This window comes from Cupriavidus sp. D39, from assembly GCF_026627925.1.
Lineage (GTDB): Bacteria > Pseudomonadota > Gammaproteobacteria > Burkholderiales > Burkholderiaceae > Cupriavidus > Cupriavidus ulmosensis.
Window position 1 is genome coordinate 659,051 of the sequence record NZ_JAPNLE010000009.1, and the last position, 13,818, is coordinate 672,868.

A 13,818-nucleotide genomic window follows, 5' to 3' on the forward strand; every position below is an offset into this window, starting at 1 on the left:
GTCAGCAGCAGGCCAAGGCAGACGAACAGCGACGCGAAGCAATACGCTGCAATGTACGTGGTCTGAATAGCCGAGGGGAAAACCGCGGAGTATTGACGGCATCCTGGAAAAGCGTCGTCGCTGCCCGCATCAGCAGGACCAGCCCCTGGAAAGCGAGGACAACTGCCATGAAGCGCGGCGCAAAACCCCGGCCGTGCTCCCAGGTCATCCGCGCATGGGTCACGCATATTGCCGCCAGCACCGTGGTAAGCAGCAACACGCGGATCCGGTAGTCGGGATGGACCAGCAGGAACCAGGTGATCCCAGCCAGGCAGCCAATGCCTAAGGTGAGCCAGAATTTCCAGGTGCAGGGCACCCCATAGAAGCGCTGGCTGCCGAAGTAGAACAGTGCACAGCCCGAAAGCAGCAGCACGTTACCGCCAAGCGCGACGAGCACGGCCGGCCACTGCCCGTCCATCGCATAGAAGGCGGTGGAAAGCGCGCAAAGCAGCGGTGCCAGCGCCCAGGGCAGCAACCCTTTGATGGAGGCAGGATAGGCGCGGCGAAAGGCCAGCAGGATGATGCCCAGGGCGATATTGATCATCCCCGTCATCGCCGACATGGAGCGCAGGTCCAGGTTTAGCATTGGTCAGCTGTAGAGATGCCGGATTGACCGTGGCCGGTGACCGGTCGGGATACTGTAGGAAATGCGGTCATGTGAGTGTGCCCATTCAAGCTGGCATTGCCCCCTGCAAGGCTAGCCGTGGCCCGTGGAGATCGGCAATGAAGCGCGTCGGGCAACTTACCAAGGGCCACGCAGTATTCCGTCCGGCGAGCCGTTAGGTCCGCGTCCAGATGGACATTCATTACACGACTCGGTTTCTCCACAAACGCTCCAGTTGGCTCTAGTTCGAATACAACGATTTGTGCACATGGCACTGTGCGCACATTGTACCGGCCACACCTCAGGCTGGCCCGGGCCTGAACTTGGTGCGCGTCGCCGGCACCCGCCGCCTCGTTGTCGCCAAGTGGGGCTGCCGAGGGGGCTGGTGGGGGCGGCACCTGAGCCGCGTTGCAGCGTAGTGCCAATATTTTTCCATACTCGATCCGGATTTTCAGCCAGACGGATGCCGGGAGGGCTCCGCCTGACAGCGGGACATTGCCTGCAGATATGGATCGAGCCGCGGACGACGGGCTTGCCGCCGAGCTAGGCTGGCCTGGCGGCGGCTTCGCCATCGCCCGGGTTGCGCAGCAGGAAGGCTTCGAGCGCAGCACTGGCCGCCGCCGGGGTTTCCTGCACCGGGTAATGACCGGCCCCCGCCAGCACCTGCAACGTCGCGTTTCGATACCACCTGAGCGTGGTGGCGCGCACGGCCTCGTCCATATTGCTGCCGTCATGCTGGCCGACCAGCACCAGGATCGGCTTGTCCGTGCCTTCCACCTGCTGGCTGATATCGGTACGGCTCGCATCGATCGCATAGCTGGCGAAAGCGGTGCCGTCGATGTTGTCCCAGCTGCTATCAACCACCGTCCGCGCAAAGGCGGACGAATAGCGGTGCGCAGTGCCGGCCGCCACCAGTTCTTCACGCCGTTGCCGCGACACCGCGGCCTCCTGCAGCATCCGAACGCGCTGCGGATCGCTGCTGCCGCCGCACGCGTCGAGGCCGGCGATGGACACAATCGCATCCACGCGCTGCGGCAGCGCCAGCGCCAGCATCTGCGCGGCCAGCGCGCCCAGAGAATGGCCGGCCACCGCGAAGCGGCTCCAGCCCAGGTAGTCCGCAAGCCGGGTGGCGTCGATCACCACCTCGCGCAGCGTCATCAGGCCGCGCTCCTTGCGCGCCTGGCCATAGCCGCGATACTCGACCGCAACATACTGGAACGCATCCAGATCAGCCCAGCGCATCAGGTCGTCGAACGCGTCGCGCGTGCCAAGCAACCCCGGGAACAGCATCACCTTGCGTGGGCCCGTGCCCACCAGCTTGAAAGACATCATGCTGCTACCTCCGCGGCCAGGGACCGCATCATCGGGAAGGATCGCGAATCAGACATGGATCGGATCCTCCTTCTGCATATGCTTGCGCAGGTCGTCGTGCGACACATTGAACTGCGGAGAGATCTTCAGCTCGGTGCCGAGCAGGGCTTCCTCCTCATCCATCTTGAAGCCGAGCGATTTGGTGGCTTCGAACATCACGCCCCCGGCGTGCGCACGTAGACCGATTCGAAGTAGCCACGATTCTTGCGGTCCGAGAAATCGGTAAAGCCCATGCCCTCGGTATCGAACTTCACGCGGGCCTGGGTATCGTAGTCGGCCACGTCGAAGGCGCCGTGGTGCACGATGCCCTCGGCCAGCGTCCAGGTACCCTGGCGCAGGTCCGGCTCGTAGCGCACGTCGATGCGGCGTCCCGCCCCGCCCTCGCCCGCTTCGTAACGGGTGAACCTGCCGTCTTCCACCGTCTTGCGGAAATACCAGGCGCTCTGCATGAACGTGTCCATGTCCTCCAGTTCACGCACGGTCACGGTCCAGTTGTGGAAGCCGCGCACGGCGTATTGCTCGGGCACATACTCGGAGCGCCAGGGCCTGCGCAAATCGATGGGATCCTCCACCACCTCGAAATCGATGCCGGCATGCACCACGCGCAGGTACTTCTCGCCGAAGCGCTCCGACTCCTGGACGATGGCAATGCCGTGCCGGCCGAAGTGCTCGCGCCAGAAATCCAGCGAGCCTGCCGGCACCGAGTAGGCGATGGCGGTGAACTGGCCGGAGCCCTTGCGTCCGCTCAACTCCGTGCGGCGCATCGGGAAGGTGGTCATCACCGTGCCGGGCGTGCCGTCCGCGTCGCTGAAATACAGGTGATAGATGGGAATGCGGCCATCGTAAAACAGAGTGCGCTTGATAAAGCGCTGCCCCATCACCTTGACGAAGAAATCCACGTCGCCCTGGGCCGTGCTGGTGCACAGCGTGATGTGATGCAGACCGCGAATGAGGTTGCCTTCCATATCGTCTCCTTAACTAGCTTAGGCTGTCCGCCCGGCCGCGCCGGATGCGGTGGCGCTGGCGGGCTTGGCTGGAGTATGGAAGCCGGGCCGGTGCGCGGCCATAGCCGGAAAGGAATACACCGAATGCCGATTCGGCATCCGGCATGCGCGGGGTCAGGCAGCGCAAGCCTCGTCGCCGCCCTCGCCCTGGTCGGCCAGCAGGGCGTGGATCAGGTCGCGGAACCATTTGTTGGCCGGGTCCTTGTGAAAGCGCTCATGCCAGAACTGGCGCACGACAAAGCCGGGAATCCGTACGGGCAACTCCATCACATTGGCACCGACCAGCCGCGCCACCTCCACGCCGGCACGCCTGGACACGGTAAACAGCGCATCGGAACTGGGCAGCGTGGTCAGCACCGTGAGGAAATTGGGCAGCGTGACGACAAAGCGCTCGGCGGGAATACTCTCCAGCAAGAAGCGCTCCAGCGCCTCGTAGCCGATCGGCAGCGGTGCCACCAGCGCGTGCGAGGCGTTCAGGTAAGCCTCCTCGCTCAGCACGCCCTGCGCCAACGGATGGCCGGCCCGTGCCAGGCAGACATAGTCCGATGCGTAGAGGCGGCGCTGGTAAAACGGCGAGCGCGAAATGGCGAAGCTGCCCATGGCCAGGTCCGCCTCGCCTTCTTCGAGCATCTCTTCCACGCCATGGCGCGGTGCGGCAATGGCCCGCACCCGGATGCCGGGCGCATGCTCCGCCAGGTGGCGCAGCAGCATGGGCAGCAGGAAGGCCGCGCCGAAATCCGTGGCGACAAAGCTGAAGCTGCGGCGCGAGACGGCGGGATCGAACTGGTCGGGACTCTCGATGGCCTCCTGCATCAGCTGGATCACGCTCGCGATGCGCGGCGCCAGTTCGCGCGCGCGCGGCGTGGGCGACATCCCGGCCGTGGTGCGCACGAACAGCGGGTCGCCGAAGTACTGGCGCAACTTGCTGAGCGACTGGCTCATCAGCGGCTGGCTGAGGCCGAGGCTGTCGCCGGCCTGGGTCAGGCTGCGCTTGCGCAGTACCGCGTCGAAGACGATCAGCAGCCGCAGGTCGAGCGAGGCGGCGAAACCGGCATTCCTTGCCATGACTGGATTCCCGTGTGGACTGTGGCGCACCGCCGGCAGCGGTCGGGCGGCGAGCGCTGCAGCAAGATCCTTTGTACCCGATCCGCGCGCACCGTGTGTGCCGCGCGCATTCAACTTCCGAATGGCACCGATGCGATTCAGCGTATCGACACCCGTATGACTGGCCGGTACCTTGCACACAGGATTCTAGCGACCTCGATGGCCGCACGGCAATCGCAAAGCGCGATGCCCATCCCATACAAGGAACCGAACATGTCATACGATGAAAGAATCGCGATCGTCGGGGCCGGCCCCGTTGGTTTGACCACCGCGCTGACGCTCGCGCGCCAGGGCGTGCCCTGCGCCGTGTTTGAGAGCGCCGATGAAATCGCCCGCGAGCAGCGCGGCGCCGCGTTTCACCCGCCTACGCTGGAGATCTTCCGCAAGCTGGGTATCGAGGCGGCCCTGACGAAGATGGGCATCCGTATTCCGGTCTGGCAGATGCGCGACCGTAGCGCGGGCGTCTATGCCGAATTCGATCTTGGCACTCTATCGACGCTAACTGACTTCCCGTTCCGCTTCCACTTGCCGCAGCACTATCTCTCCACCCTGCTGATCGAGGTGCTACGCACGCTGCCGCATGTCGATCTGCGCTTTGGCGAAAGCCTGGACTCGGTTTCCACCGACGGCGCGAGCGCTACATTGAACCTGCGCACCGCACAAGGCGCGCGCGAGGTGAAGATGCCCTGGGTGGTGGGCGCGGACGGCGCCCGCAGCACGGTGCGCAAGCGCGGCGGCTTCGGCTTCGAGGGCTTTACCTGGCGCGAGAAGTTCCTGGTCACCAATGTCGCCATGCCGATGGAAACGCTGGGCTACACAGGCACCGCCTATGTTTCCGACCCCGAACACTGGGCCGTGGTGCTCAAGCTGTACGACGATGCCCGCCCCGACCTCTGGCGCGTTGCCATGCCGGCAGATCCCGATGTCGACGACGCGGTGTTGTTGGCGCCGGCCAACGTACAAGCCCGTCTGCGCGAGACGCTGGGCGTGGACATGGACTTCCCGCTCGCCTACTCGGGCACCTACCGGGTGCACCAACGCGTGGCGGACACCTTCGTCAAGGGCCGCATCCTGCTGGCCGGCGACGCGGCCCATATCAACAACCCGATCGGCGGCTTCGGCCTGAACGGCGGCGTGCACGATGCGTTCAACCTCGGCACCAAGCTGGCCGAAGTCTGGCACGGCCGCGCCGGCGCCGAACTGCTCGACCTGTACTCGCGCCAGCGCCGCACCGTTGCCGTGGAGGTGGTGCAGAAGAACAGCATCCGCAACAAGAAGGCCATGGAAGAACGCGACCCGCAGGTACGCCGCCGGAACCAGCAGGCGATGCACGCCATCTCGCTCGATCCTGATAAGTCGCGCGAGTTTTTGCTCGACAGCTCGATGATTGCTTCAATCCGCCGCGCCGACGCCATCGCCTGAGACGCGGCGCGCTACCAGCCGGTGCCGGACGCAAGCGGCGGCACCGGCTACAACCACTTCATGGGAGACCCGCATGATGCAAGGCAGCTTTATCTACTCGCTCCCCCGCCCGCGCGCGTGGTGTTCGGCAAGGGCTCGCCGGCGCGGTCGTGCCGCATGGCATCAGAAGACGTGCTTGATACCCACCATCGCGCCGAACTGGTTCGCACCCGGTGCCGGGTTCGCGCCGGCCTGGCCATTGCTGACCGACATGCCGAGCTGGCCGCCGTTGTCGATAAAGCCGGCAGTGGCGTACACCGAGCTGCGTTTGGAGAAGGCATAGGTAGCCCGCGCCGCGTACAACCAGGCCTTGTTGCTGCTGTCGTGATAGCGCAGGTTGAAGACTTCAGCGTCCACGCTGAAGGCCGGCGTCACTGCGTAGGACACTCCGACATACCAGAGGTCGCTGCGCGGCGTGGGGCTGCCCCGGTTGTCGCGCCGCACCAAGCCAAGGCCAATCTTGGCGTCGCCCACCAGCGCATAGCCATTGAGCGAGAGCCGGTCGTCGCGCAGGCCGCTGCTGGTCAGCCCGGCGAACGCACCCGGCCCTCCGCGCAGCGAGTCATAGGCGGCGTTCACCGCCCAGCGCTTGGCGTCGTACTGGAGCAGCGCCGACCATTCGCGGCAGGCTCGCGCGTCGGCCGGGTTCTCGCCGGCGCAGTTGGTGCCAGCCGGGCTGGGACCGGCATTGGTGCCGTCGCGGCCGAAGCTGTAGGTGGCGCCCAGCGTAAAGCCGCCAAAGGTGCCCTTGTACGCAATGGCGTTATCGGCACGGGAGTTCGCCATATAGCTGTCCAACGAGGCAGAGCCGAAGGTGTTGGGGCCTAGCATGTCGGCTTCCAGGTTGGCCCAGAAGGTCATGGTGTATTGGCGGCCCAGCCCGAGCTGGCCCCACTTGCCTGCCAGGCCGACATACGCCTGGCGGCCGAACAAGCGGCCGCCCTGGTTCGAAGCGCCATTGTCGGTGCCGAAGCCTGACTCCAGCACGAACACCGCCTTCATGCCCTGCCCGAGGTCCTCGCTGCCGCGCAGGCCCCAACGCGACGGCACGGTGCCCGTCAGGCCCGGCATACGCGTCACACTGTTGCGCGCGGCGCCGATATGGTTGACGTACTCCACGCCTGTATCGACCACGCCGTACAGGGTGACCGCTTGCGCGGCGGCGAGGCCTGGCAATGCCATCAGGGCGGCTACCGTGAGCCCGGTGGTTCTCATAGTTCTCCTCCAGTCTTTGCTGTTGTGGTGATGTAACTCGAACCCGAACGCGACAACGAAAGGCAGCGCGCAACCGGTCACACGCCGTCATTGGACGGCAGAGAGCACAGGCAAACGCTGCCCCTTGGCGGCAATCCGATTTGTCGTGAATGACGGGTTAGCGGCGGGCCGGACCGCGCCAGAGGATCAGGAAGCAAGCCAGGACGTTACTGCTTGCGCGCGAGCCTCACTCCACCGAGGCCCCGGTCGAGCGTGCGATGTCCGACCACCTGGCCGTATCGCTGGCAATGAAGCGCTTGAATTCCTCGGGGCTGGTCGGCGCCAGGTCGACGTTGAGCGCTGCGAAGCGCGCCTTGACCTCGCTGGATCGCAAGGCCTTGAGCACTGCCTCGTTCAATCGGCCGATGACCTGGGGCGGCGTATTGGCCGGCGCCAGCAGGCCAAGCCAAGACGTGCTGGCGTAGCCCGGCAGGCCGGCCTGCGCGATGGTTTGCAGTTGCGGGCGAGACGGCGAAGGCCTGGCGCTGGTCAATCCCAGCGCGGTCAGCTTGCCCGCCTTGATGAACGCATCTGCGGCAGCCAGGTCGGCGAACATGACCTGGGCATGGCCGGCCACTACATCGTTCAATCCCTGCATGGTGCCTTTATAGGGCACGTGCTTCATGTGAATATGCGCCATCTGATTGAAGTGCTCAGCGCCCAGGTGGTTGGAGGTGCCGGCCCCGGACGAAGCGTAGTTGACCTGATCGGGATGGCGCCGCGCATAGTCGATCAGCTCGCCGACGCTCTTCACCGGCAGGCCAGGCGATGCCACCAGCACCTGTGGCACCTCCGCCACCAGTGTGACCGGCGCGAAATCGCGCACGGGATCGTACTTGACCCGGCCCTTGGGATAGACCGCGGGCGCAATGGTGAGGACGCCGCCGCCATCAGCAGCGTGTAGCCATCGGCATCGGCGCGCGCCACGTACTCGGAGGCAAGCATGGTGCCGGCACCCGGCCGGTTCTCCACCACCACCGCCTGGCCGAGCGAATCCTTGAGTTTTTCAGCCAGGACGCGGCTCATCACATCGGCGATCCCGCCGCTGGTGAACGGCACCACGAGCCGGATCGCATGGGTGGAAAGCGCTCGATATCGGACGGGGCGCCGAGCGACGCGCCGCACGCGAGCAGCGCGCAGGCGGACACCAGCACCAAGGCGGGACGCTTCATAGTACATTGTCTCCATCATCGTTATCGGCTGCGGCGTGAAACGGCGTGCCGCGCCTGTATGTGGAAGCATTAGACAATGTGCGGGGGCGTGCGACAGGCGCAATGGCTAATGGCCGGCATAAGCGGCTTGCATGCGCCTATAGTGACGGGCACTCCTGGCTACGGCACGTCCGGGCCGTTCGGCCGGTCCGCCGCAAGTTCTGGATGAAGGTGTTCAACGACCTGAAGACGCGAGGCACCCAAGACATCCAGATCGCGGTGTTCCCGAGTACGACACTGCAGACCTGTGTCGTGCATCTGATACGCGGCAGCCTGGACTACGCGAGCTGGAAGGACCGCCGCGTGGTGGCCCGCGCTCAAGCCGGTCTACACGGCTGCCACGGTTAAGGCCGCCGAGGCGGCGCTGTTGGCCTTCGAGCAAAGCGACTGGAGCCCAACCCAAAAAAGCACGATTGTTCGTTACTCCAGCACGGAACCATTTTGGTTGCTTTCTGCTCTCTCCTGGTTGTTTCATCCATAATAAAAAACCTGTTCTTAAGTATCGTTAACCGAGCGCTGGCACATAATACAAAATAGACGTGAAGGGAGAGCGTCGGCCAGGCAGCCGCGATAGCCCAGAGTTTCCAATCATCAGCTAACAAGGAAAGTGCCATGAAGATGACATGGATTGCGACCGTCGCTGCACTGGCCGCTGGTGGTGCGTATGCCCAGTCGAGCGTGACTCTGTACGGGATCGTTGATGCCGGTATCGAATATCAAAATAACCAACCTGGGGGCGGCCACAGCGTGACCCGCCTGACCTCGGGCAACTTGTCGGGCAGCCGTTGGGGCCTGCGTGGTGTGGAAGATCTGGGCGGTGGCCTGAAGGGCGTCTTCGTGCTGGAAAGCGGTTTCAACCTCGACACCGGCACCTCGGCCCAAGGCGGCCGTCTGTTCGGTCGTAACGCTTACGTCGGTCTGCAAAACCAATGGGGCGCCCTGACCCTGGGTCGTCAACAAACCCCGCTCTATGACTTCGGTTTGCAGTTCGACCCGATGGCCATCGCCACGAACTACTCGATCATCGGCCAGGACGCAGGCTTCACCAGTCGGGCTGACAACTCGGTCAAGTACGTCGGCACCTTCCGCAGCCTGACCGCCAGGGCCCTGTACAGCTTCGGCTCGAACACCGGTGCCGGCTCGTTTGGTGAAGTCCCGGGCAGCCCCAAGATTGGCCAAGAGTACAGCGCTGGCCTGACTTACGCAGCCGGCCCGTTAGCCATCGGAGGTGTCTACGACGAAACCAACCTCGGCCTGGCCGCGACCGGCGCGCTGACGGGTGCCAAGATCCGTCGCGCCACCCTGGCTGGTTCGTACGTTTTCGGCCCGGCCAAGGTGTACGCTGGTTATCGTTGGGCCAAGGCTCTCGACGGCGCCACGCTGCCGGGCAACCTCGGTGCTAACAACGTCTCGAATCTGTACTGGCTAGGCCTGGGCTATCAGCTAATCCCGGCGCTCTCGGTGACCGGCGTTGCCTACTACCAAGACTTCCGCGGTACCAAGGCTGATCCCTGGAGCTTCGTGGCATCGGTCGACTACAACCTATCCAAGCGCACCGATGCCTACGTGAACGTGGGTTACGCCAAAAACAAGGACGGTTCGAACCTGGGTCTGACCGCGGGCGGTTCCGGCGCGATCCAAGGCAGCGGCTTCGGCACGGTTAGCGGCTCGGAGAATCAGTTCGGCGCGGTCGTTGGTATCCGTCACAAATTTTAGACTGCCGCAAGCGCAAGCCCGCTTTTCGCTTCAACTTTGTTAGGACACGTAACGCCGGCATTCGCGCTGCACCAGGGCATTGTGCTGGTGCAGCATCACACGCTTCCTGCCGTACGACACCCTCGATCGCCGCGCCGGCCTGCGTGCAGCGCCAGGCCCAGCTTCATCGTTGGGCCGCGCCGGCGCCCGATCAGTTCGTGCTCGGCCTGGCTGTATGTGAAGAACGTCTGCAATTCGAAACTGCTGAGTTCACGCGGCACCTCGCGCGCGCCCAAATAGGTGCTCTGCCAGCCTTGCATCTCGTGCGCCTCCCATGCATTGGGCCAAACACGATACGCCAAGCAGAAGAGAACAGAAAAACCTCAAAAATCAACAACTTACGCATCAGCGTCTGCGCCGCCGCTGGGCTTGCGAATCGTCGCATATTGCACCGAAATCAAAGCTACCCCGATGTGCCATTCGTCCGTCGCGCCGGTCGGACGGTCAGACGTCGGCTTCGTCCAATAATGCGGCCATTCGACTGACGAGACGAACGTTCCCCCTCAGCGACTGAAGCGGAAATTGGCTCACCGGACGCCAAGCCGGTCATGGTGTTCATCACTCGACCGGCCGGCCGTGGCGAGCAGGGGTGGATTGTCATCCACGCCGCTGAACGAATGCAACTCCTCCCTAAGCAGCCTTTTCGGGCGGCCGCACGCCATTGGTGACGTATTGCCGGATCGCCTCAAGGATGCCCAGGTCCAACTCCTTCGCGTCAGCCACCCCGAAATGGCTGAGCCACTGTTCCACCAGCCTGGAGCGCTCAGGGTCAGATCTGTCGCTTCCAACAAGCTCTGGATCAGCCGAGCTCGGGCCGGCAGCAACTTCCACTGCGGCCAGTCGTAACACGGTCGACGCACCATCCATAAACGCGCCCATCTGGCGGCCGATCCGGCGATAGTGATCGGATTTGACGTGCGCCTGAGCAGCCGCCTCGTCGGCATAGCGCTCGACAAACACGTATTCACGTGCTTCCTCCGAACGCCACAGGTCGTACGACAGGCACCCGGCTTCCGCGCACGACTCGACGACCAGGCTGGCCGCCAGCGCTTCAAACTCGGCCTCCCGGCCCTCCTTCACCTTGATCTTCGCTATGACTCCACGCATTTCCTTGCCCCCTGATTGTTCCCGAATGTTTAGCCACGCGACAACATTCCCTGAAGTCGCGTCGCGACGATCTCCTCCGCCTGGTGCATGATCCTGTCGATCAGGTCTCCGACCCGGGGAATATCGTGGATGAGCCCGGCGACCATGCCGCAGGACCAGGCGCCCGCGTCGAGGTTGCCGTCCCGCATCACGCGCGGATAAACACCGCCGACCTCTTCGAGGATATCTGAGAAGGTGATGTCCGCCCCCAGGCGCCTTTCCTTCTCCAGTAGGCGCTCGACCCCCGCATTGTTCAGCACACGCTCGGTATTGCGCAGCGGGCGCATGACAAGCCGCGTATCGAGTTCCGTTGCCGCAATGATGGCTTGCTTGACCTTTCGATGTACCGGCGCCTCTTCCGTCGCGACGAAGCGGGTTCCCATGTTGATGCCGGCCGCGCCCATCGCCAGCGCGGCGACCAGCGAGCGGCCGTCTGCCATCCCCCCGAAGCGACAAACGGCACCCTGAGTTCGTCCGCGGCACGGGGTAGCAGAATGAAGTTTGGGACGTCGTCCTCGCCCGGATGTCCGCCGCATTCGAAGCCGTCGACGCTGACCGCATCGCAGCCGATGCTCTCGGCCTTCAGTGCATGCCGCACCGACGTGCATTTGTGGATGACCCGGATGCCCGCCTCGTGCAGCGTCGGCAGCCATTGCTGGGGATTGTTGCCGGCCGTCTCGACAATGTGGACCCCGCCTTCGATGATCGCCCGCACATAGCCCGCGTAGTCCGGCGGATTGCGCGACGGCAAAAAGGTGAGATTGACACCGAACGGCTTGTCGGTCATTTCCCGGCATCGCCCGATCTCACGGGCCAAGGCGTCCGAACTTGGCTGCGTCAGTGCCGTAATGATGCCCAGGCCGCCAGCATTCGACACCGCGGCGGCCAGTTCCGCGAACCCGACGTAGTGCATGCCACCCTGAATGATGGGATGCTCGATGCCGAACAACTCAGTGATCTGCGTCTTCATCGACGAAGTTCCTTGTAGAAAGATATTGATTGGTTAGAACTGGTCGGCCGGCAGCGCCATCAGGCAGGCTGCGCCCGTCTCCACACGCTGCCGCAAGGTCGGGACCAGCGGCAGTTCACGCGCGAACCAGAAGCGGGCGAGTTCCAGCTTGCGGCGTAGGAAAGCCCCGTTCTCCGCGTCGGGCAACAGGCCAAGCGCGACGTCCGACATCCGCAGCCACATCCAGGCGCAGGCGACGATACCCATCATGGCCAGGAAATCGCTGGAAGCGGCGCCGGCGTCGTAAGGGTTGCGCGACGGGTCAGCAAGCCACTTCGCGCAGGCACGGATATCCTGCGCGGCTTGCCGTAGCGTATCAGCGTGCGCGCGCAACGGCTCGCGCTGTGCCGCCTCCCATGCGGTGGCATCCACCATGTCGAGAAACCCGGCCAGCGCCCGGCCGCCGCCCGCGGGCAGCTTGCGCAGCACGAGATCCAGCGCTTGCACGCCGTTGGCCCCCTCATAGAGCTGGAAGATGCGACAGTCGCGCACGAGGTGCTCGACGCCATTGTCGCGGATATAGCCGTGCCCGCCCATCAGTTGCATGGCGTCGTTGGCCGACTCGAAGGAGCGGTCGCTGAAGAATGCCTTGACGACCGGCGTCAGCAGGCTGCCGATCGCGTTCCGGTTGGCGCGCAGTGTTTCGTCGGGTTCGTCGAGCAGCGCTGTCACGTGAAGCGCGAGGGCACGAGCGGCTTCGAGGAAGGACGCCTGCTTCAGCAGCAGCCGGCGCACGTCTGGGTGAACCACGATCGGGTCCGCCGTGCCGCCTGTGCGATCCTCCGCCTTGGCGGCCCGGCCGGCCAGCCGCTCGCGGGCGTAGTTGGCCGCATGACCACAGGCGCGGCTTGCCGACGACAGCGCCTGCAGTCCGGTGACGAGGCGCGCCGAATTCATCATGTCAAACATGCCGCTCATGCCAGCCGACGACTTGCGTTGCGTGCCGCCCGGCTGGCTCGACTCCCGCAGCGGATAGGCCAGCGCATGCTCGAATGACAACGTGCAGGTCGCGCTACCCTTCAGGCCCATTTTGTGCTCGATCCCGGCCACGACGACGCCGTTCGATCCGCCCAGTGTGCCGCTATCGGGGTCCACCACACGCTTGGGCACCAGGAAAAGCCGGACCGTCGACAGGTCGTCGCGGATGCGTCCATCCTCGCCCGGGACCTTCGCCAGCACGAGGTGGATGACATTCTCGGTCAGATCCTGGTCGCCGCCGGAAATGAAGATCTTGGTGCCGCTGAGGCGCCAGCTACCGTCAGGCTGCGACACCGCACGCGTCTTCATCAGCCGCAGGTCGGTCCCGCAATGCGGTTCGGTCAGGCACATCGTGCCGGCCCAGCGGCCCTCCACCATCGCTGGGACGACGTGCTCCAGCATCCACGGCTCGCCGATGCGGCGGACCGTCGCATGCGCGCCGGCGGTCAGTATCGCGTAGAGGCCGAGCGAATTGCAGGCCGACGCGGAGAACTCACGCACGGCCTGGTCGATCCCCTCCGGCAGGCCAGCTCCGCCAGATTCCTCTGGGACCGAGACCCGGTTCCAGCCTGCCTCGCACAGCGCGGCGTATCCGGCCAAGTAGCCGGACGGCGTCCTGACCGCGCCGTTGTCGAAATGGCAGCCTTCTTCGTCCCCGGGGCCGTCCAGGGGCGCCCAGACCTTCTCGAAAAAGCGCGCGGCCTGTTCGAGCACCTGCCGCGTGTCATCGCGCGCCATGCCACCCAGCGCGTGTGGCACCGTGGGCGCGATCACATCGTGCAACAGGAAGATATAGTCGTCGACGGGCGCCTTGTAGTTTGTAGACACGGCGATTCCTTTTGATGAATGCGATCGATGGTCGGACGTCGGCCGGTCAGGCGT

Annotated in this window: 11 protein-coding genes and 3 pseudogenes; 3 read left to right on the forward strand and 11 right to left on the reverse strand. The window is 64.5% G+C overall.

Going from position 1 to position 13,818, the window contains the following annotated elements; translation table 11 throughout:
* Position 1 precedes the first annotated feature (1 nt).
* The 5 genes from OMK73_RS14660 to OMK73_RS14680 all read right to left on the reverse strand — a co-directional run bounded on the left by OMK73_RS14660 (position 2) and on the right by OMK73_RS14680 (position 4,083).
* A complete protein-coding gene (locus OMK73_RS14660) occupies positions 2-625 on the reverse strand; it encodes a hypothetical protein (RefSeq protein WP_267602687.1) in 624 nt (207 codons plus the stop codon).
* 561 nt (positions 626-1,186) lie between these two features.
* Complete coding sequence (locus OMK73_RS14665) at positions 1,187-1,975, reverse strand: alpha/beta fold hydrolase (protein WP_267602688.1); 789 nt, start codon at positions 1,973-1,975, stop codon at positions 1,187-1,189.
* A 48-nt stretch (positions 1,976-2,023) separates the two neighbouring features.
* Entirely contained in the window at positions 2,024-2,170 is a 147-nt protein-coding gene (locus OMK73_RS14670) for a hypothetical protein (RefSeq protein ID WP_267602689.1), read from the reverse strand.
* Positions 2,170-2,979 carry a VOC family protein gene (locus tag OMK73_RS14675; RefSeq protein WP_267602690.1) on the reverse strand — a complete coding sequence of 270 codons (810 nt, stop codon included), beginning with the start codon at positions 2,977-2,979 and terminating at the stop codon, positions 2,170-2,172. Before OMK73_RS14675 ends, OMK73_RS14670 begins: the two co-directional genes overlap by 1 nt.
* A gap of 153 nt (positions 2,980-3,132) precedes the next feature.
* Positions 3,133-4,083: a LysR family transcriptional regulator gene (locus OMK73_RS14680; protein ID WP_267602691.1), complete on the reverse strand. Its 951-nt coding sequence runs from the start codon at positions 4,081-4,083 to the stop codon at positions 3,133-3,135.
* A gap of 252 nt (positions 4,084-4,335) precedes the next feature.
* Between OMK73_RS14680 and OMK73_RS14685 the strand changes: the two genes are divergently transcribed.
* Positions 4,336-5,544, forward strand: a complete 1,209-nt coding sequence (locus tag OMK73_RS14685) for an FAD-dependent oxidoreductase (RefSeq protein WP_267602692.1) — start codon at positions 4,336-4,338, stop codon at positions 5,542-5,544.
* Positions 5,545-5,706: 162 nt separating this feature from the next.
* Here OMK73_RS14685 and OMK73_RS14690 read toward each other — a convergent pair whose 3' ends face one another.
* On the reverse strand, positions 5,707-6,798 hold the full coding sequence (locus tag OMK73_RS14690) for a porin (RefSeq protein ID WP_267602693.1): 1,092 nt from the start codon (positions 6,796-6,798) through the stop codon (positions 5,707-5,709).
* Between the two features lie 226 nt (positions 6,799-7,024).
* Positions 7,025-8,079: pseudogene (locus OMK73_RS39175) on the reverse strand (tripartite tricarboxylate transporter substrate binding protein).
* Between the two features lie 125 nt (positions 8,080-8,204).
* Here OMK73_RS39175 and OMK73_RS14705 point away from each other — a divergent pair.
* A pseudogene (locus OMK73_RS14705) lies at positions 8,205-8,439 on the forward strand (transposase); the annotation flags it as partial.
* Between the two features lie 221 nt (positions 8,440-8,660).
* Positions 8,661-9,764, forward strand: a complete 1,104-nt coding sequence (locus OMK73_RS14710) for a porin (protein ID WP_267602696.1) — start codon at positions 8,661-8,663, stop codon at positions 9,762-9,764.
* Between the two features lie 95 nt (positions 9,765-9,859).
* On the opposite strand, the gene OMK73_RS14715 is transcribed toward OMK73_RS14710, so the two are convergent.
* From OMK73_RS14715 to OMK73_RS14730, 4 genes and pseudogenes are all read right to left on the reverse strand, one after another.
* On the reverse strand, positions 9,860-10,063 hold the full coding sequence (locus OMK73_RS14715) for a hypothetical protein (RefSeq protein WP_267602697.1): 204 nt from the start codon (positions 10,061-10,063) through the stop codon (positions 9,860-9,862).
* 370 nt (positions 10,064-10,433) lie between these two features.
* On the reverse strand, positions 10,434-10,910 hold the full coding sequence (locus OMK73_RS14720; RefSeq protein ID WP_267602698.1) for a putative quinol monooxygenase: 477 nt from the start codon (positions 10,908-10,910) through the stop codon (positions 10,434-10,436).
* A 29-nt stretch (positions 10,911-10,939) separates the two neighbouring features.
* Positions 10,940-11,919 (reverse strand): annotated as a pseudogene (locus OMK73_RS14725) (NAD(P)H-dependent flavin oxidoreductase).
* Between the two features lie 33 nt (positions 11,920-11,952).
* Complete coding sequence (locus OMK73_RS14730; protein ID WP_267602699.1) at positions 11,953-13,764, reverse strand: acyl-CoA dehydrogenase C-terminal domain-containing protein; 1,812 nt, start codon at positions 13,762-13,764, stop codon at positions 11,953-11,955.
* Positions 13,765-13,818 lie beyond the last annotated feature (54 nt).

Coding starts and splice junctions, on each gene's coding strand:
- OMK73_RS14660 (WP_267602687.1), bottom strand. CDS start 625: ATGCTAAACCTGGACCTGCGCTCCATGTCGGCGATGACGGGGATGATC.
- OMK73_RS14665 (WP_267602688.1), bottom strand. CDS start 1,975: ATGATGTCTTTCAAGCTGGTGGGCACGGGCCCACGCAAGGTGATGCTG.
- OMK73_RS14670 (WP_267602689.1), bottom strand. CDS start 2,170: ATGTTCGAAGCCACCAAATCGCTCGGCTTCAAGATGGATGAGGAGGAA.
- OMK73_RS14675 (WP_267602690.1), bottom strand. CDS start 2,979: ATGGAAGGCAACCTCATTCGCGGTCTGCATCACATCACGCTGTGCACC.
- OMK73_RS14680 (WP_267602691.1), bottom strand. CDS start 4,083: ATGGCAAGGAATGCCGGTTTCGCCGCCTCGCTCGACCTGCGGCTGCTG.
- OMK73_RS14685 (WP_267602692.1), top strand. CDS start 4,336: ATGTCATACGATGAAAGAATCGCGATCGTCGGGGCCGGCCCCGTTGGT.
- OMK73_RS14690 (WP_267602693.1), bottom strand. CDS start 6,798: ATGAGAACCACCGGGCTCACGGTAGCCGCCCTGATGGCATTGCCAGGC.
- OMK73_RS14710 (WP_267602696.1), top strand. CDS start 8,661: ATGAAGATGACATGGATTGCGACCGTCGCTGCACTGGCCGCTGGTGGT.
- OMK73_RS14715 (WP_267602697.1), bottom strand. CDS start 10,063: ATGCAAGGCTGGCAGAGCACCTATTTGGGCGCGCGCGAGGTGCCGCGT.
- OMK73_RS14720 (WP_267602698.1), bottom strand. CDS start 10,910: ATGCGTGGAGTCATAGCGAAGATCAAGGTGAAGGAGGGCCGGGAGGCC.